The sequence below is a fragment of the Chryseobacterium sp. SNU WT5 genome (assembly GCF_007362475.1).
GTDB lineage: Bacteria > Bacteroidota > Bacteroidia > Flavobacteriales > Weeksellaceae > Kaistella.
Window position 1 is genome coordinate 2137257 of record NZ_CP041687.1, and the last position, 18037, is coordinate 2155293.

Consider the following 18037-nt stretch of genomic DNA (forward strand, 5'->3'; position numbering starts at 1 on the left):
AGAAAACATTTTTGTTGTAATGGTAATTTTTTTAGCTTGTGGGTAACGACCAGCTCGGCTTTGTCGTCGTTCTGAAAAAGGAGTTGAAAACTTCTTTTTCGGAATGCGTCAAAGGCGACTGTTGGGAGAACGTCGTGCGAATGCAACGATGGTTTCACAACAGTTGGCGGAGCCGAGCTGGTCGTTGGGAAAAATCGTCCCAAAGGGCGATTTTTCCCAACGGTGCTGGGCTTGCCGAAGGCGGGGATTTTTAGCAACTAAAGTTCAATAGAAATACTACTGTTGAACTTTGCAAAAATGTTCAATCGAAGAACTTAAGCCCCGCTTTTGGCAAACCCTTGTGTGTGCCCAGCATGGGCATCTTTCTCTTACGAAAGTAGGAAATTAATCTAGAGGGTGCAAGTCCCTTATGGGCGAGGGTAACGCCTTGAACCATTAGTAAGTCGCAAGGGTGGTAACCGTGAGGTTACATCTGAAGGAAGCGAGACTACAAAACTCGGTACTGACGAACAGGAACCGTATAGGAGGCATTTATGCATGGGTAAGCAAGCACATCATTGTAACGCCCTAAGATTACAAAAGTGCATAAATGTAGATACGGCAGGAATTGAGTGAAAGAAGATGCCATTACCTGGGGAGATCTTCGTAGCCACGAGTTGGCAAAACGAAGAAGTCAGCAGAAGTCATAGTACTTAGGAGTAACGAGCCGATGAATAAATCGGAGGACTCACAACCCAAGGAAGGACTGAACGTATTTTGGTTCTTAATTCACAATGGAATTCCCGTTAAACGGAATAGCCTTGGGAAAGCGGAACAGGTTAAAGTAAAAGAACAAGAATGATTGAAAGAGTATTACATCCTCGTAACATGCAACGAGCCTTACAGCAAGTAATTGCGAATAAAGGCAGTGCTGGCGTGGACGGAATGAACGTGCAAGAACTATCTGATTATCTTCGGAAAGAGAAAACACGACTTTATTCTTCCATAAAAGAGAGGTGTTATCTTCCTCAACCCATTCTTGGAGTAGAGATTCCTAAAGGAAATGGTAAAACCCGACTTTTAGGAATACCAACAGTAACCGATAGAGTGTTACAACAAGCGGTATCACAAGTTTTGATGCCACATTACGAGAAGGAATTTAGTGTTCACAGTTATGGATTCAGACCCAACAAAAACGCCCGCCAAGCAGTTGGTAAAGCGTTGGAGCATATCCATGAAGGTTATCCATTTATTGTAGACATTGATCTAAAGACCTTCTTTGATGAAGTAGACCACTGCATTCTTCTGAACTTACTTTATCGAAAGGTAAAATGTCCAGTAACCATGCGCTTAATCCGCAAATGGTTACGAGCCCCAATTCTAATCAATGGTCAATTACAGAAACGAAGAAAAGGAGTTCCGCAAGGTTCGCCTTTAAGTCCGTTATTGTCGAATATCCTGCTCAATGAGTTGGATAAAGAATTGACAAAACGTAAACTTCGATTTGTGCGCTACGCAGATGATTTTAGTATTTATACCCAGTATAAAAGCCACGCAACTGCAACGCTAAAAGCCATAGAGAAGTACTTGAAAACGAAACTCAAACTCACTATTAATGGTGAGAAAAGTGGAGTTAGAAAGCCAGTACAATTTGAACTACTGGGATTCGGATTCGAATCTACATATAAGAAAGGGGACAAGGGAAAATACCAATTGGTAGTAGGTAAGAAAGCGTGGACACGATTGAAAGAGCGACTAAAATCCCTCACCCGAAAAACCGCTCCGATAAGTTTTGATGAGCGTATCCAAAAGATTAACGAAGTTCAGCGTGGATGGTTAAACTATTTTCGAGGAACAAGTATCAAAGGAAAACTCCTCAGCTTTGACGGATGGCTGAGAAACCGACTGCGGTATTGCATTTGGCATGATTGGAAGAAGCCCGAACGGAAGAGGAAAAACCTCATTCGATTAGGAATCGACCAAAGCCTTGCGTATGCATATAGCCGAACTCGGAAAGGAGGATGGGCAGTCGCACAAAGTCCTATTTTAGGAACAACAATCACTATTTCAAGGCTAAAGAAACGTGCATACATCGCCATGTTAGAACTTCATCTATCACTTAACCCATCAAGATACGAACCGCCGTATACGAGACCCGTACGTACGGTGGTGTGAGAGGCGTACTCCGTTAGATTATGAGCGGAGCCGTCTACTCGATTAGCAGAAGTTTTTTATTTTGTCAGTTCTAAAATTATTGTCAATATTCCAATTATCAAGCATAATGGTGAAAAATATTTCGTGTCATTTTTGCTAAATTTTGTTTGTTTTATTCTCTTGAAAAAACCAACATAATTAAAATCTCCAATTGCTCTCAAAGTAAAAATACCTGCAATTATCCAAAGTCCATATTTAGAAAGCCATTGAGGAGTGTCAAAAGTTATCAGTCCCGACATTACGAAAATAAAAAGTCCAAAACCCAATAAGCCAAACGCAACAATTAATGTTGCTATAATAGTGGGATTTAATGTCTTTGTATTGTTATCTTCTTTTGTTGGCAATACAGCATCGCTTCCCCATTTTCCTCCAAATACCCAATAAAAGTGAATGGAAGAGATAAACAAGAAAATTAAAATTAATGTAATGGCAATTATTGTTGTCATATTTGGTTTAGATTAAAGATTGCATTTAGTTGTTTTTTGTTTACTGATTTAGGCATATTCCTAATTGTCAAATTACGCAACCAAACTCCAAAATTATTTTCTATGTGTGCAATTTTTCCGAATGTCCAACTTGTGTTTACAATCATATGTGCCTTTTTTCGTCTTAGGCTTTCATATTCTGAAATAGCTTTTTCTATGCTTAGACCTTTATCAAGAAGTTTTCCCAACACATAAGCATCTTCAATGGCTTGACAAGCCCCTTGCCCTAAATTTGGTGTGGTAGCGTGAGCCGCATCTCCAATTAAACAAACATTATCTTTTTGCCATTTATCAATAGGCTTTAAGTCAAAAATGTCGCTTACAATTATTTGTTCTTTTTGAGTAGCCGAAATAATATTTAAAATATCAATATGAAATTCGTCATAAAATTTTGTCAAGCTTATATCGTTTACTTTTACATTTTTTGAGTTTGCCAAGGCATACCAATATACTTTTCTATCACTGATTTTTACAAATCCAAAGCGTTTACCTTTTCCCCAGGCTTCATTCAATTCGTTATGATATTTTTGAGGTAAATCAATTTCACAAATGCCTCTCCAACATATTTGGTCTGCATTTCGTAATGAGCTTTCTGCAAATAATTGATTTCTAACTACAGACTTTATGCCGTCTGCACCAATCACAACTTTACCTACAAAAGTAGAATGGTCTTCAAAAGTTAGCTTCAAAAATTCAGTCTTCTCAATTTGAGTTAATCGTTTGGAAAGATATATATGGTCATAGCCAATTTCGTCAACTAAAATTTTTTGTAATTCTCCTCTATGAATAGCAATATTATGAACACCATACTTTTTTTCGAATTCAGATAACTCAGATACTGAAATATTTTTAAGTTGTTCATCAGTAATTTTTATATAGGAAATCCTATTTCCCACTTTTTCAATTTTTTCTTGAAGTCCTAATTTTTGAAAAACTTGCATTGCATTATTTGCCAAAATAATTCCCGCACCAACTGGTTTTATTTCTGTCGAGCTTTCAAAAATATTCACATTTATTCCTCTTTGTTTTGCTATCAAAGCGGTTGTTAAACCTCCAATTCCTGCTCCAATTATGTTTATTGTTTCTGTCATTGCTATTCTGTTTTATAATGTAAAATTATAGAACGAGATTTGAAGAAACGTTCGCTTAAGTTAATTAATTCGGTTTCGAATTCTACTTAATGACTGGGGAGTGATTCCCAGATAGCTTGCTATATACTTTTGTGGTATCTTTTGGAATATTTGAGGATTTTCTTTTAAAAGTTTTAAATATCTATTTTCGGGAGAATAATAAAGTAAATCCTCTACTCTTTTTTTAGCAGACAAATAGACTTTTTCAGTCATCTTTTTTGAAAAATACAGCCAAAATGCGTTTTTATTAAATAAGTTATTCCAATCATCCTTATCAATGAAATACACTTTAGAATTTTCAAGTGCTTGAATATTTAGTTTTGATTTTGTACCCAATAGAAAACCCTCATAATCTGTAAAAACAATATCTTCAATTTGTTGATTAAAATGAAACAGGAAACTCACATCTTCTCCATTTTCATTTACATAAAATGTCCTCATTGAGCCTTCTTCCAATAATCCTATAAATTTACACGTATCGTTTTCCCTTAACACAAAATCATTTTTCTTTATTTCCTTAAATTTTAATAATGAATACAACTCGTTAAATGCGGGGTTCTCAATTTCAAGTAGTCTTTGTAATTTATTATAAAATGGGTTGTCCATAAAATTTCTGCTAACTCGTTTATATGTCTTACTCCGTTAGACAAATACAACGTATTTGGTAGGTATTTGTCTGATATTCGTAAGACTTATTTCTAATCACTAAGATATGTTTTTTCCGACTATTGTTTTCCGCAATTGTAATTAAATTTTTCCTGAAAGCGTTAAATATCTTAAATAACTTCGTCTTTTTAGACCACTTCTAAAGGCTACCATACGCCATAAAAAAAGCAGTCCTTCTCAAAAACTGCTTTGATGATCTCTATTCTAAAAACGACAACTCCATAAAAGACCATAACGCTATTGAAAAGCTACCGGAGCTTCCGTTCAACGGGCTTTCATTTCTTGGCTTGCAGACAAAACGAAAGCTTAGTTATTAGCGGTAGTGTTTATTTCTGTTCAGCTATTTCTTTCAATTTTTTATTCATTTCTTCAAATCCTTTTTTTGTATTGTTGTCAAGTTGTTTTTTGAAAAGTGGAACAAGAATTCCTTTAAATTTTTCACTTTGTATAAATGTTGTTGTACCATTTCCGTTGTCGATAAGTTCAAATTTATGTTCACCGTCAAAAAGTCCCGCAAACAATAAATGTCCACGCCATTTTAATTCTTTGTTAATTTCATAGGTCAAAACTTTTGGTTTAAAAGTCATTCCTTCTGCTTCTGGTGGTTCAATTCTTGCCGTGATTTTATTTCCAACTTTCACTTCTCCTTTTATTGATTTTATAAATGGGTTCCAATTCGGATAATTTTCAAAGTTTGTAAGAATTGCCCAAACTTTTTCAGGTGTTGCATTAATTAGAATTTCTGTTTTGATTTCTTTTGCCATTGCTGTTACTTTTAAAAATGTGATTAAAATAATTGTTGTTAAGTATTTCATTTGTTTCGTTTTTGAATTACGATACAAAGGTCTAACAGAACAAGTATTTTGCTCTTGACAAAAATCAAGAAATTATAATAGTTGCCTTTTCCTAATTCTACTGAATGTTTCGGGTGTCATTCCAATCATTGAAGCAATGTATTGCAAAGGAACTTGGTTAAAAAGTTCTCGGTTATTTTCAAAGAAGTATTCATATCTTTCTGCCGCTGTCATCGATAAATGACTAAAAATTCTTTCTTCTAAAATTATAAAGCAACGTACAATAAATAATTTTTCCAATTCGTGCCATTTTGGAACTAATTCGCTAATTAATTTATAATCTTCCTTTGAAATAGTAAAAACTTCAGTGTCAACTAATGCCTGGATTGATAAACGAGAAGGTGTCTCAAATACAAAACTTGATAAATCTGTCGAAAAATAACCCTTTGTCGAAATCCATTGTGTTATTTCTTTGTCATCTGTTGTGATAAACATTCTTAAAAGTCCTGATTGAACAAAACTTAATTTGTCGCAACGTTTTCCATTTTTTAATAAAAAATCATTCTTTTTAATAGTTGTCAATTTGAATAATGAAACTATTGTTTTCAAGTCGTCAGTATTGACTACTCCAAAGTATGATTTTATGTATTGTTCAAGTTCTGTCATATTTCGTGGTGTCTCGCAACATTACCGCTAACGTCAGTCTGTGAAAAAACCTCTGTTTATTACTTTCAAAAGTAGCTAAATTATTTCAATGATACGGGAGTAAATTCGTATATTTAGTAATGCAACACATCATTGGAATAGCCCGCAATCAAATGGTCTTTTCTAGTTTTCTGGAAAAGGCTCTAATAACAAAAATGCAGTCCTTCTAAAAACTGCTTTGTGTATCTAATTTCAAAAAAAGGGGTACAGACATGCTGGTGAAAAGCTATCGAAGGTTCCGTTCGACTGGCTTTCAGTTTTTATCTTTCAGACAAAACGAAAGCTTAGTTATTTAGCTTGTTTTTCTTTCTCTCATTTAATACGTCGATTAAAAAGTCGCATAATGTCATTGTTGAGTTTACTGCAAGTTTAGCGTGATGTCGTTTAGTGTTAAATTTATTTGCGTGTCTGTCACCTGCATTATTACTTAATCCTGCAAGTCCATTTATTGTTGTGTCAAGTCCTGATAAAATTTGAAATACAAAATCTGGTATTTCGGCTTTTTTTAGATCAAGTTTTAACACTTTTTTTGCTTTTGACCATAGATTGATAAGATTTCCGTCGTTTTTAATATGACCGTTATCAATTGTTTCAATTATATGAATCAGAATTGCTTCACATAAAGTTCTTGCATTAGTAATTGCACCATTGAAGTCATCCGACGCAATTTTTTGTTGACATTTTTCAATTTGTTCATTCACGAATTCGTGTCCTATTGTTGAAATAGTTTCAGGATTAATAAAGTTTCCTTGTATGTCAGCAACTTTATAGATTTCTCCCCTTTTAATTAAAGCAAATCCATCATATTTTATTAATTGATTAAATTCATTTACTATTTTGTCTATAATTTGCTCGTCACCTCCATATCTTCTCGGGTCGACGAAATCTTCTAAAATATTTTTTAGTCGTTGCGTTCCGTTACTTTCTACAATTTTGTCAGTTGAATATCTCCACCTCGAAGGAAAACCTTCTCCATAAACGTCATCAAATCCGCATTCGTTATAAAAAATCCACCAGTTTTGGACCAGTTAAATAAGGTGCAGAACCTGTGTCTCCTGCAATCAGTTTCCCGATCTGTTCTGTTATTTTATTTGAAATCTTCACTTTCGAATCGTAATTTTTTAAAATGTCGTACAACGTCCGGGTATTTCTGCAGGCGGGCTAAAAATACAAAAACTTTCTATTTGCTAAAAACTGAATTAAGCGCTAAAATCTTCAATGAAAACTTCATACCCGCTTGTAGAAATATCTTGTGTGTGCCCAGCATGGGCATCTTTCTCTTACGAAAGTAGGAAATTAATCTAGAGGGTGCAAGTCCCTTATGGGCGAGGGTAACGCCTTGAACCATTAGTAAGTCGCAAGGGTGGTAACCGTGAGGTTACATCTGAAGGAAGCGAGACTACAAAACTCGGTACTGACGAACAGGAACCGTATAGGAGGCATTTATGCATGGGTAAGCAAGCACATCATTGTAACGCCCTAAGATTACAAAAGTGCATAAATGTAGATACGGCAGGAATTGAGTGAAAGAAGATGCCATTACCTGGGGAGATCTTCGTAGCCACGAGTTGGCAAAACGAAGAAGTCAGCAGAGGTCATAGTACTTAGGAGCAACGAGCCGATGAATAAATCGGAGGACTCACAACCCAAGGAAGGACTGAACGTATTTTGGTTCTTAATTCACAATGGAATTCCCGTTAAAGGGAATAGCCTTGGGAAAGCGGAACAGGTTAAAGTAAAAGAACAAGAATGATTGAAAGAGTATTACATCCTCGCAACATGCAACGAGCCTTAGAGCAAGTAATTGCGAATAAAGGCAGCGCTGGCGTAGACGGAATGAACGTGCAAGAACTATCTGATTATCTTCGGAAAGAGAAAACACGACTTTATTCTTCCATAAAAGAGAGGTGTTATCTTCCTCAACCCATTCTTGGAGTAGAGATTTCTAAAGGAAACGGTAAAACCCGACTTTTAGGAATACCTACAGTAACCGATAGAGTGTTACAACAAGCGGTATCACAAGTTCTGATGCCACACTATGAGAATGAATTTAGTGTTCACAGTTATGGATTCAGACCCAACAAAAACGCCCGCCAAGCAGTTGGTAAAGCGTTGGAGCATATCCATGAAGGTTATCCATTTATTGTAGATATTGATCTAAAGACCTTCTTTGATGAAGTAGACCACTGCATCCTTCTTAACTTACTTTATCGAAAGGTAAAATGCCCAATAACCATGCGCTTAATCCGCAAATGGTTACGAGCTCCAATTCTAATCAATGGTCAATTACACAAACGAAGAAAAGGAGTTCCGCAAGGTTCACCTTTAAGTCCGTTGTTGTCGAATATCCTGCTCAATGAGTTGGATAAAGAATTGACAAAACGTAAACTTCGATTTGTGCGCTACGCAGATGATTTTAGTATTTATACCCAGTATAAAAGCCACGCAACTGCAACGCTAAAAGCCATAGAGAAGTACTTGAAAACGAAACTCAAACTCACTATTAATGGTGAGAAAAGTGGAGTTAGAAAGCCAGTACAATTTGAACTACTGGGATTCGGATTCGAATCTACATATAAGAAAGGGGACAAGGGAAAATACCAATTGGTAGTAGGTAAGAAAGCGTGGACACGATTGAAAGAGCGACTAAAATCCCTCACCCGAAAAACCGCTCCGATAAGTTTTGATGAGCGTATCCAAAAGATTAACGAAGTTCAGCGTGGATGGTTAAACTATTTTCGAGGAACAAGTATCAAAGGAAAACTCCTCAACTTTGACGGATGGCTGAGAAACCGACTGCGGTATTGCATTTGGCATGATTGGAAGAAGCCCGAACGGAAGAGGAAAAACCTCATTCGATTAGGAATCGACCAAAGCCTTGCGTATGCATATAGCCGAACTCGGAAAGGAGGATGGGCAGTCGCACAAAGTCCTATTTTAGGAACAACAATCACTATTTCAAGGCTAAAGAAACGTGCATACATCGCCATGTTAGAACTTCATCTATCACTTAACCCATCAAGATACGAACCGCCGTATACGAGACCCGTACGTACGGTGGTGTGAGAGGCGTACTCCGTTCGATTATGAGCGGAGCCGTCTACTCGATTATCGATAGTGGTTCTGTCGGTCGTGTCGTTTTTCATGTCTTATTGATGTGTTGGCTAATCCGGTTTTGTCTTGTAGTGTTCTGTCTGCACTTTTTCTGTCATAATACGTTTCCGTTACCAATGTCACGCTCCGTTTACTTGAAATGTTAGTTGTAGTTCCGGTACAGCCCTGCAAATCCAAAAATGGGAAATAACAAGGCAAATTCTGCTTCGTCAAAACCCAAAACGGAAGTTATTCAGTTAAAAGTATACAATAACTATTATGGTTGGAAAGCCCAGTGCTGAAACCGCACATCAAAAAAACTCGGTTGCAACAGTATTGCTTACAATTTTCTTTATCATTATTAAATTGGTTTGTTTGGTGTTACCAACCTTTTACCGCACCGCCTTTAAATAATTTTTCAACTGCCTTTTCAACGGCTTCCGATTGATACGCTTTCACGAAGTTTTTTACTTTTTCCGAATCTTTATTGTTTTTTCTTGACACAATTACATTTACATAAGGCGATTGTTTATCTTCTTTCAAAATACCGTATTCCTCAGCGTTTAATCCTGCTTGTGCCGCAAAATTGTTGTTGATAATGGCAATGGTTACTTGTTTGTCGTCCAGTACTGTTGGCAATTGTGGTGCTTCTATTTCCATAATTTTTAACTGCTTCGGATTTTCAAGAATGTCGGTAACTTTCGGTAAAAGCCCAATGCTTTTTTTTAGTTTCAACAAGCCATTTTTTTGCAATAACAATAATGAACGTCCGCCATTGGTAGGGTCGTTGGGAATGACAATCGTGCTGCCGTTTTGCAGTTCGGAAATGTTTTTAATTTTCTTGGAATACGCCACAATCGGGTAAACAAATGTATTGCCAACAACCGCTAGTTTGTATCCTCTTTGTTTGGATTGTTCCTCTAAATATGGAACGTGTTGAAAAGCGTTTACATCAATTTCGCCATTGTTCAGGGCTTCGTTCGGAATTACATAATCGTTGAACACAACCAATTCCACAACTAAGTTGTATTTTTCTTTTGCTTCCTTTTTTGCTGCTTCGGCTATCTGTTGTTCTAAGCCCGAAGTAATGCCAACTCTGATATAATTCGGGTCGTTTTCTCTTGAATTTCCGCAAGAGTTAAGCAATAGCAAACCTGCAGTAATTACACTTAAAAATCCTATTTTTTTCATCTGTTTCATCTGTTTTATTTGTTTTATCTGTGATTGATTTTTTTTGAAAGTTTATCGCCCGAAAACTGAATAACGAATACCAATGCTATCAGCAAAAGTAAAACCGTATTCATAATAAACGGATTGTAACCGACATAACCGTATTGATAACCGATTTGTCCTAATCCGCCTGCACCCACCGCACCGCCCATTGCGGAATATCCCACTAAGGTGATCAATGTAATGGTTGCATTATTGATAAGTGAAGGTAGCGCTTCGGGAAGCAATACTTTTTTGATGACTTGTAATGGACTTGCACCCAGAGCTCTTGCTGTTTCTATTAATCCGTTTGGTACTTCAAGTAAACTGTTTTCTACTAAGCGCGCTATGAACGGTGCTGCACCAATACTCAACGGCACAAGTGCCGCGTACACACCAATGGAAGTACCTATCAATGCTCGTGTGAACGGAATGAGCCACACAATTAAAATGATAAAAGGAATGGAACGAAACACATTTACAAAAACTGATAAAATGCGGTTATAAAAACGGTTTTCTAGCAGTTGGTCTTTTTGGGTAAGAAACAAAATTATCCCTAAAGGAAGTCCAATTACAAACCCGAAAAAGCCCGATGTTAAAGTCATAAAAACAGTTTCCCAAAGTCCTTTAAGCAATAATGAAATAGTAGTTTGATCAAGCATAGCCTCTTATGGTATTTTGAATGTTGTTTTGATTGAAATACTGAATGGCTTGTGTATTTTCTTCTAAACTCCCTTGCAGATGAAGCAATAATTTCCCAAAACTTGCTTTACTTAAATATTCTACATCTGCCGTTATGATTTTGTACGGAATGCTGTAATCGCTATAAAGTACCGATAGTAATTTCTCAAACGGAATGTTGCCATTCAGCTCTATTTCCAGCAAAGGAAATAATCCTGCTGCTGGTTGTTGCTGTAACTTACTGCTTAATGATTGTGGTAGATTCATTGTTTTTGAAATAGTAAATTGTTTAATAATCGGATGTTCTTTATCATAAATAATATCTTCCAACGTTCCTTTTGCAATCAGTTTTCCTTTGTCTATTACGGCAACGTGGTTGCAGATTGCTTTTATTACGTCCATTTCGTGGGTAATAAGCAAAATTGTAATGCCTAACCGTTGGTTGATGTCTTTCAACAGCTGTAAAATAGAATGCGTTGTGGCAGGGTCAAGGGCACTTGTGGCTTCATCACACAACAACAGATAAGGGTCATTTGCCAAAGATCTTGCAATGGCTACTCGTTGTTTTTGTCCTCCTGAAAGACTTTTTGGATAGCTGTTTACTTTGTCTTCCAGCCCTACAATTTTCAAAAGTTCATTTACTTTTTTGCTGATTTCTGTTTTGCTTGCATTATCCAATTCCAATGGTAAAGCCACATTGTCAAAAACGGTTCTTGATGAAAGTAGATTGAAATGTTGGAAAATCATTCCTATTTTTTTTCGCTCTTTCGACAATTCCCTATTGCTTAATTTCGTTAAATCTTTTCCGTTTATAATAACCTGTCCGCTATCAGGTCGTTCAAGTAGGTTGAGGCATCTAATTAAAGTACTTTTTCCTGCTCCCGAACTTCCTATTATTCCGACAATATCACCTTGTTCGGCTGTCAGATTTACACTATCAAGTGCCTTGAAATGCTGCTGTTTTTGGCGAAATATTTTCGAAATATTTTTAATGACTATCATAGATTTTTAGTTTTAGCGTTTTGTTTACCTGCTATCGGTGCCAGCAACCAATTATATACATAACATCCAACACAGATTTTAAAAACCGCTTCCAAAAGGGCAAAAAGAATCAATGTGACGCTTACTATATATGCCACTTTTGTAAGGTTCAGCAACAACAAAACTGTAATTGAAAGCGAAAACACAAAGCCTACTGCTGCCGCAAATTTTTTAGGTGCTGCAAAAATGGGTTTGGGTTTTAGCCTAAAAAGATTAACCACTAATTTAGCAACAAATGTCAATGGCGAAGGCAGAAAAGTAAATGCACGAATGGCAAAATCTGCCGTTAAAATAAATATCAAAAACGTGCTAATGTTGAAAAACACCAAAAGCAAAATAGTGATTACTTGAAATGCTATCAGCCGGGTAACGTTTTCGTCTGTTTGGTATTTTGAAATGTCTTTTTTGGTCATACTAATTGAAATTTTAAAGTGAACTATATTTATAGGGTTGGCCAATACTTACCAAAACCCTGACGTTTCTTCTAATCTGTACTTTTTTGCGATTAGACAGTTTGAAATAAGTGGTTACGTTAGTGAGCAACACACCAAACAAAATGATAAACAAACCAATCAACTGATTGCCGTTGATCACTTCGTTTGAAATAAACCAACCTGCAATAACTGCAACAATAGGATTGATGTAAGTATGTGTGCTTACCAAAGCAGCGTCTTTTACGGAAAGCAACCATATATAAGAAATGTAAGCGACAAGTGAGCCGAAGAAAATCAAAAACAACAAACCTAACCAAGCGGAAGTAGGAACGGTTGTAAAAGAAAATTCGCTCCATTCGCCTCTGAACAGCGCAATCAAAAACGAAGCAATTCCTGCCGTAATAAGCTGTTGAGCAATATTCATAAAGTTAGAATGACTTGCAGCGTTGTTTTTAGAGTATAGTGAACCCAAAACCCACGCAACGGAACTCAATCCTAAAACCACAAAAGCAACAATCTTGATAGATGAAGATGCGGTATGATGGCTGTTGTTGCCCGAAATACTTCCACCCAAAAACAAAATCAATCCTACAAACCCGATAATAAGACCTATCGGTATCCATTTGTCGGAAAAATATTTTTTCCAGTTTTTTTTATCAATAGCGATAAACCAAATAGGTCCTGTTGCTAAGACAATGGCAGCTTCGGGAGCGGTTACATACTGTTCGGCCCAACCGACAAGTCCTGTTCCGCTTGTGAGAATGAGTATTCCTGTAATGGCATTTTTTCGCCAATTTACAAGAGAATCGGCTTTTTCGCCTTTTGTTCGCAAGTATCCGATCAGCAGTAAACCTGCAGCAAGAAATCGTAAACCCGAAAGAATGAAAGGCGGAAAGCCACTTAAACCAAATGAAATGGCTATAAATGTCAAGCCCCAAATGATGTATATGTTGGCGAATGCCACAGGCACAAACCAATTTTTGTTTTTATTTTTACTCATTGTTTTATTTTTTTAATTGTTATTACTATTGTTGTGAAAATAAAAAAGGCGTTACGATGTGTCGTAACGCCTTTTATAAAAGATTTAAATTAAGGTTTATATACGACAACACCGTTGCATTTTCATACGGTAGCACATCATCATTTTATTCATATCCTTACTATTCTTCATTGTCTTATTTTTTACTTCTGTTTGCATTTTTAAACTGTTTTAAACAAAAAAAATCCACCGAGTTGTATCGGTGGATTTTTCAAATTATTTTATTTAATCTCTTTGATTTTACCCAATACAACCTACATCTGACGACATACACTTACAGTAAGACATCATCTTTGAAGTCTTGTTTATGTTGCTGTATTTGATAAAATTACTGTTCATATTTTTCTTAATTCAGTTCTTGTTGTTTGATACAAGGGTGCAAATATAGCACTTATTTTTATTACGCAATAAACTTGGTAGATATTTTTTTATGCCTCAATGAAAACGTACGATTGAGAAGTCCGTTTTTGGGTCGTGGCTTGGCTTCGGTCGCAAGCACTTTTTTTGATTTCGCGAAAAACAACCAAACAACTTTGCGAGAAAATTGTCTGTCGCTCGTTTGTCAGTCCGAATGTTGATGTTTAGCAGGATCGTCCTACCATTATCGATAACGGTTCTCAGCTATACGCAGGCAGGGTATTTTACCACTGTACTTCCTACGAAGAACTGAACTTCAAATATACCACTTTCCTGTCCTACGAAGCACGAAACCCCTGCTTGCGTATAGCTGATGTGTGTGCCCAGCATGGGCATCTTTCTCTTACGAAAGTAGGAAATTAATCTAGAGGGTGCAAGTCCCTTATGGGCGAGGGTAACGCCTTGAACCATTAGTAAGTCGCAAGGGTGGTAACCGTGAGGTTACATCTGAAGGAAGCGAGACTACAAAACTCGGTACTGACGAACAGGAACCGTATAGGAGGCATTTATGCATGGGTAAGCAAGCACATCATTGTAACGCCCTAAGATTACAAAAGTGCATAAATGTAGATACGGCAGGAATTGAGTGAAAGAAGATGCCATTACCTGGGGAGATCTTCGTAGCCACGAGTTGGCAAAACGAAGAAGTCAGCAGAGGTCATAGTACTTAGGAGCAACGAGCCGATGAATAAATCGGAGGACTCACAACCCAAGGAAGGACTGAACGTATTTTGGTTCTTAATTCACAATGGAATTCCCGTTAAACGGAATAGCCTTGGGAAAGCGGAACAGGTTAAAGTAAAAGAACAAGAATGATTGAAAGAGTATTACATCCTCGCAACATGCAACGAGCCTTAGAGCAAGTAATTGCGAATAAAGGCAGCGCTGGCGTGGACGGAATGAACGTGCAAGAACTATCTGATTATCTTCGGAAAGAGAAAACACGACTTTATTCTTCCATAAAAGAGAGGTGTTATCTTCCTCAACCCATTCTTGGAGTAGAGATTCCTAAAGGAAATGGTAAAACCCGACTTTTAGGAATACCAACAGTAACCGATAGAGTGTTACAACAAGCGGTGTCACAAGTTCTGATGCCACACTATGAGAATGAATTTAGTGTTCACAGTTATGGATTCAGACCCAACAAAAACGCCCGCCAAGCAGTTGGTAAAGCGTTGGAGCATATCCATGAAGGTTATCCATTTATTGTAGATATTGATCTAAAGACCTTCTTTGATGAAGTAGACCACTGCATCCTTCTTAACTTACTTTATCGAAAGGTAAAATGCCCAATAACCATGCGCTTAATCCGCAAATGGTTACGAGCTCCAATTCTAATCAATGGTCAATTACACAAACGAAGAAAAGGAGTTCCGCAAGGTTCGCCTTTAAGTCCGTTATTGTCGAATATCCTGCTCAATGAGTTGGATAAAGAATTGACAAAACGTAAACTTCGATTTGTGCGCTACGCAGATGATTTTAGTATTTATACCCAGTATAAAAGCCACGCAACTGCAACGCTAAAAGCCATAGAGAAGTACTTGAAAACGAAACTCAAACTCACTATTAATGGTGAGAAAAGTGGAGTTAGAAAGCCAGTACAATTTGAACTACTGGGATTCGGATTCGAATCTACATATAAGAAAGGGGACAAGGGAAAATACCAATTGGTAGTAGGTAAGAAAGCGTGGACACGATTGAAAGAGCGACTAAAATCCCTCACCCGAAAAACCGCTCCGATAAGTTTTGATGAGCGTATCCAAAAGATTAACGAAGTTCAGCGTGGATGGTTAAACTATTTTCGAGGAACAAGTATCAAAGGAAAACTCCTCAGCTTTGACGGATGGCTGAGAAACCGACTGCGGTATTGCATTTGGCATGATTGGAAGAAGCCCGAACGGAAGAGGAAAAACCTCATTCGATTAGGAATCGACCAAAGCCTTGCGTATGCATATAGCCGAACTCGGAAAGGAGGATGGGCAGTCGCACAAAGTCCTATTTTAGGAACAACAATCACTATTTCAAGGCTAAAGAAACGTGCATACATCGCCATGTTAGAACTTCATCTATCACTTAACCCATCAAGATACGAACCGCCGTATACGAGACCCGTACGTACGGTGGTGTGAGAGGCGTACTCCGTTCGATTATGAGCGGAGCCGTCTACTCGATTAGCGGTTCGGGCTTCTTTATTTAGTTGTCTCAAATACATTGTCAACGATTGTTTCTACTGCATTTTTTGTTCTCGGTACACTGTCAACAAGTAAATATTCACGAAGTCTGTTAGCAATGATTTCAGGTCTTGGATTATCAATAAGTCTTGGGTTTAATTGTCGTAACCAAAGTGATTGGTTTAATCTTTCGCCTATTGTTGTGCAATAAATTAAACTGTCAAGTGCTATCAAACTCAAAGGTCGTCCAAGTGTCAACCACTTGTTTGCTCTGTTCCAAGTGAACTGCGAACTTGCGGCAAGTTGTCCCCAGCTAGAAGAAATATTTTTTATTCTTTTACTAACTTTTTCAATCCAGTCAAGTGTCTGGTCGCTTTTGAAATAGAGAAGTGCGGAAACATTTTCGGATAAAAATTTATCGTCTCCGCTTTCTAGTTCAATTGTTAGAATTTTAAATGCTTCGTCAAAATCCAAACACTTTGCTATTGGTTCTGCAAATATTTGAAGTTCATTTTCTCGTCTGTTAATCCATTCTTTCTTTATCCATTCTTCTGCTGTTTTACCAACTACCTTCCCAGCAATTTCATAGGCTTTGTAATTGATAGCTCGATTATAATCTACCTTTTCTTTAAGTCTTTTAAGAACTTCCAATTTGTCGAACTCTTGAAGCTCGTTGATAACAAAATCGTCCGTGAAATACTGAACAAATGAAAAGTCAATAAGTCTGTTTAAATCATTTCTGATTTGTTCAAAGCTTGGAAATGGAAATTTTTCAGCGTCAATTACTTCAATGTCCGATTGTGTAGCTTCTCCTGTGTCGTAATCGTAAAAGTCATCGTGTAAATAGTAACCGTGTCCGTGAATTGCAGTTAAGTTAAAAAACTCTAAAGGTCTTAATGCTTTGTTTAATAGTCTGTCGTGACAAGGCAAACACAAACGAAAAGGATTTTGTCCTTCGTCCGCAAGTTCTTCAACTTCAATTTCTCTTATGTTGCAACTTTCACATTTCATTGTCTGTGTCGTTTTTTAGCCTGACCGCTAACTCGTTTATATGTCTTACTCCGTTAGACAAATACAACGTATTTGGTAGGTATTTGTCTGATATTGGTAAGACTTATTTCTAATCACTAAGATATGTTTTTTCCGACTATTGTTTTCCGCAATTGTAATTAAATTTTTCCTGGAGACGTAATTATATCTTAAATAACTCCGTCTTTTTAGACCACTCTTAAAGGCTGTCAAAAGCCACAAAAAAAGCAGTCCTTCTCAAAAACTGCTTTGATGATCTCTATTCTAAAAACGACAACTCCATAAGGTTATAAATATGGTGTTTAAAGGTCTCTGAAGCTTCCGTTCAACAGGCTTTACTTCGTAATTTTTATTTTTTAAAGGTCTCGGTGATTTATCAATTCATTTCTTGCAGACAAAACGACCCGAACGAAGTGAACAGAGCGCAGCTAAAGCTTAGTTATTGTGTGCTGGGTTTCTTCGTCAGTCTAAGCTTAATTTATTATCAAGCTGTTTTGTAAACAAAGGCAACCTGTCCAAATTCCTTTACAGAACTTTGACAGGCAGCCATTTTATAATAATTGTGGTGTATTTATTTAGCCGCTAAAACATCCAATTTCTCAATAGATGGTGCAGTAGCCAACAATTCAGGTGCATTTTCCATTAACGCCTTTGCAATCTTACCACCAAGATGTGCTTCTCTGCCCTCTTCATCTGAAAAAGTGTCAAAAATGCCAAATGTAGAAGCGTCAATACGGAACGCATACCATGTAATAGTACCCGCTTCTTCATTAGCAAGTGGCAATGCACTTGTAATAAACTCTTCAACATTTTTTTCTTTTCCTGCTTTTGCTTCTAGTCGAACTAATAATCCTAATTTTTTCATGTCTTTTTATTTTTAAATTAAACCAATTTTGTTTTAACAAATGTAGCACCTTTAAACTTGTGGTGCTTTTTTATTTAGTTCAAAA

17 protein-coding genes are annotated in these 18037 nt (G+C 36.9%); 3 read left to right on the forward strand and 14 right to left on the reverse strand.

Annotation, left to right across the window (positions count from 1 at the left end):
- Positions 1 to 837: 837 nt before the first annotated feature.
- Positions 838 to 2154, forward strand: coding sequence for a group II intron reverse transcriptase/maturase (ltrA, locus tag FNJ88_RS10115; protein WP_143852995.1), 1317 nt, complete (start codon positions 838 to 840; stop codon positions 2152 to 2154).
- A gap of 56 nt (positions 2155 to 2210) precedes the next feature.
- Here the strand turns inward: ltrA (FNJ88_RS10115) and FNJ88_RS10120 are convergent, their stop codons facing one another.
- The 7 genes from FNJ88_RS10120 to FNJ88_RS14325 form a co-directional block, all read right to left on the reverse strand.
- Positions 2211 to 2639 (reverse strand): DUF3995 domain-containing protein, encoded by a 429-nt coding sequence (locus FNJ88_RS10120; protein WP_143853003.1) that lies wholly within the window; start codon positions 2637 to 2639, stop codon positions 2211 to 2213.
- A complete protein-coding gene (locus FNJ88_RS10125; protein WP_143853004.1) occupies positions 2636 to 3769 on the reverse strand; it encodes an FAD-dependent monooxygenase in 1134 nt (377 codons plus the stop codon). The genes FNJ88_RS10120 and FNJ88_RS10125 overlap by 4 nt, the downstream gene beginning before the upstream one ends.
- 60 nt (positions 3770 to 3829) lie before the next feature.
- Complete coding sequence (locus FNJ88_RS10130) at positions 3830 to 4348, reverse strand: Crp/Fnr family transcriptional regulator (protein WP_185145806.1); 519 nt, start codon at positions 4346 to 4348, stop codon at positions 3830 to 3832.
- A gap of 452 nt (positions 4349 to 4800) precedes the next feature.
- Positions 4801 to 5289 (reverse strand): SRPBCC domain-containing protein, encoded by a 489-nt coding sequence (locus tag FNJ88_RS10135; RefSeq protein WP_228414519.1) that lies wholly within the window; start codon positions 5287 to 5289, stop codon positions 4801 to 4803.
- 72 nt (positions 5290 to 5361) lie between these two features.
- Positions 5362 to 5934, reverse strand: a complete 573-nt coding sequence (locus FNJ88_RS10140) for a Crp/Fnr family transcriptional regulator (protein WP_143853006.1) — start codon at positions 5932 to 5934, stop codon at positions 5362 to 5364.
- Positions 5935 to 6257: 323 nt separating this feature from the next.
- Positions 6258 to 6674: an abortive infection family protein gene (locus tag FNJ88_RS14320; protein WP_185145807.1), complete on the reverse strand. Its 417-nt coding sequence runs from the start codon at positions 6672 to 6674 to the stop codon at positions 6258 to 6260.
- A 298-nt stretch (positions 6675 to 6972) separates the two neighbouring features.
- The gene (locus FNJ88_RS14325; RefSeq protein WP_185145808.1) at positions 6973 to 7110 is read right to left on the reverse strand and encodes a hypothetical protein; all 138 of its coding nucleotides are present in this window, start codon (positions 7108 to 7110) and stop codon (positions 6973 to 6975) included.
- A 612-nt stretch (positions 7111 to 7722) separates the two neighbouring features.
- On the opposite strand from FNJ88_RS14325, the gene ltrA (FNJ88_RS10150) reads away from it, so the two are divergent.
- Positions 7723 to 9039, forward strand: coding sequence for a group II intron reverse transcriptase/maturase (gene ltrA / locus FNJ88_RS10150; RefSeq protein WP_143853008.1), 1317 nt, complete (start codon positions 7723 to 7725; stop codon positions 9037 to 9039).
- Positions 9040 to 9447: 408 nt separating this feature from the next.
- Here ltrA (FNJ88_RS10150) and metQ read toward each other — a convergent pair whose 3' ends face one another.
- Genes metQ through FNJ88_RS10175 form a run of 5 tightly spaced genes read right to left on the reverse strand, consistent with a single transcriptional unit; the run spans position 9448 to position 13431 of the window.
- Complete coding sequence (gene metQ, locus FNJ88_RS10155) at positions 9448 to 10257, reverse strand: methionine ABC transporter substrate-binding lipoprotein MetQ (protein ID WP_143853009.1); 810 nt, start codon at positions 10255 to 10257, stop codon at positions 9448 to 9450.
- A 23-nt stretch (positions 10258 to 10280) separates the two neighbouring features.
- Positions 10281 to 10937, reverse strand: coding sequence for a methionine ABC transporter permease MetI (metI, locus tag FNJ88_RS10160; protein WP_143853010.1), 657 nt, complete (start codon positions 10935 to 10937; stop codon positions 10281 to 10283).
- A complete protein-coding gene (locus FNJ88_RS10165) occupies positions 10930 to 11958 on the reverse strand; it encodes a methionine ABC transporter ATP-binding protein (protein WP_143853011.1) in 1029 nt (342 codons plus the stop codon). Before FNJ88_RS10165 ends, metI begins: the two co-directional genes overlap by 8 nt.
- The gene (locus FNJ88_RS10170; protein ID WP_143853012.1) at positions 11955 to 12410 is read right to left on the reverse strand and encodes a DUF4395 domain-containing protein; all 456 of its coding nucleotides are present in this window, start codon (positions 12408 to 12410) and stop codon (positions 11955 to 11957) included. Before FNJ88_RS10170 ends, FNJ88_RS10165 begins: the two co-directional genes overlap by 4 nt.
- 13 nt (positions 12411 to 12423) lie before the next feature.
- A complete protein-coding gene (locus FNJ88_RS10175) occupies positions 12424 to 13431 on the reverse strand; it encodes an EamA family transporter (protein WP_143853013.1) in 1008 nt (335 codons plus the stop codon).
- A gap of 1268 nt (positions 13432 to 14699) precedes the next feature.
- On the opposite strand from FNJ88_RS10175, the gene ltrA (FNJ88_RS10180) reads away from it, so the two are divergent.
- A complete protein-coding gene (gene ltrA / locus FNJ88_RS10180) occupies positions 14700 to 16016 on the forward strand; it encodes a group II intron reverse transcriptase/maturase (protein ID WP_143851356.1) in 1317 nt (438 codons plus the stop codon).
- A gap of 60 nt (positions 16017 to 16076) precedes the next feature.
- On the opposite strand, the gene FNJ88_RS10185 is transcribed toward ltrA (FNJ88_RS10180), so the two are convergent.
- Together FNJ88_RS10185 and FNJ88_RS10190 are read right to left on the reverse strand one after the other, a co-directional pair.
- Positions 16077 to 17069, reverse strand: a complete 993-nt coding sequence (locus FNJ88_RS10185; protein WP_143853014.1) for a hypothetical protein — start codon at positions 17067 to 17069, stop codon at positions 16077 to 16079.
- A gap of 589 nt (positions 17070 to 17658) precedes the next feature.
- Complete coding sequence (locus tag FNJ88_RS10190) at positions 17659 to 17952, reverse strand: putative quinol monooxygenase (RefSeq protein ID WP_073585164.1); 294 nt, start codon at positions 17950 to 17952, stop codon at positions 17659 to 17661.
- Positions 17953 to 18037: the final 85 nt, after the last annotated feature.

What these genes read in the sequence shown, in the direction of transcription:
- ltrA (WP_143852995.1), top strand. Translation starts at nt 838, where the DNA reads ATGATTGAAAGAGTATTACATCCTCGTAACATGCAACGAGCCTTACAG.
- FNJ88_RS10165 (WP_143853011.1), bottom strand. Translation starts at nt 11,958, where the DNA reads ATGATAGTCATTAAAAATATTTCGAAAATATTTCGCCAAAAACAGCAG.
- FNJ88_RS10135 (WP_228414519.1), bottom strand. Translation starts at nt 5,289, where the DNA reads ATGAAATACTTAACAACAATTATTTTAATCACATTTTTAAAAGTAACA.
- metI (WP_143853010.1), bottom strand. Translation starts at nt 10,937, where the DNA reads ATGCTTGATCAAACTACTATTTCATTATTGCTTAAAGGACTTTGGGAA.
- FNJ88_RS10185 (WP_143853014.1), bottom strand. Translation starts at nt 17,069, where the DNA reads ATGAAATGTGAAAGTTGCAACATAAGAGAAATTGAAGTTGAAGAACTT.
- FNJ88_RS10125 (WP_143853004.1), bottom strand. Translation starts at nt 3,769, where the DNA reads ATGACAGAAACAATAAACATAATTGGAGCAGGAATTGGAGGTTTAACA.
- FNJ88_RS10120 (WP_143853003.1), bottom strand. Translation starts at nt 2,639, where the DNA reads ATGACAACAATAATTGCCATTACATTAATTTTAATTTTCTTGTTTATC.
- FNJ88_RS10170 (WP_143853012.1), bottom strand. Translation starts at nt 12,410, where the DNA reads ATGACCAAAAAAGACATTTCAAAATACCAAACAGACGAAAACGTTACC.
- ltrA (WP_143853008.1), top strand. Translation starts at nt 7,723, where the DNA reads ATGATTGAAAGAGTATTACATCCTCGCAACATGCAACGAGCCTTAGAG.
- metQ (WP_143853009.1), bottom strand. Translation starts at nt 10,257, where the DNA reads ATGAAAAAAATAGGATTTTTAAGTGTAATTACTGCAGGTTTGCTATTG.
- FNJ88_RS10175 (WP_143853013.1), bottom strand. Translation starts at nt 13,431, where the DNA reads ATGAGTAAAAATAAAAACAAAAATTGGTTTGTGCCTGTGGCATTCGCC.
- FNJ88_RS10190 (WP_073585164.1), bottom strand. Translation starts at nt 17,952, where the DNA reads ATGAAAAAATTAGGATTATTAGTTCGACTAGAAGCAAAAGCAGGAAAA.
- ltrA (WP_143851356.1), top strand. Translation starts at nt 14,700, where the DNA reads ATGATTGAAAGAGTATTACATCCTCGCAACATGCAACGAGCCTTAGAG.
- FNJ88_RS10140 (WP_143853006.1), bottom strand. Translation starts at nt 5,934, where the DNA reads ATGACAGAACTTGAACAATACATAAAATCATACTTTGGAGTAGTCAAT.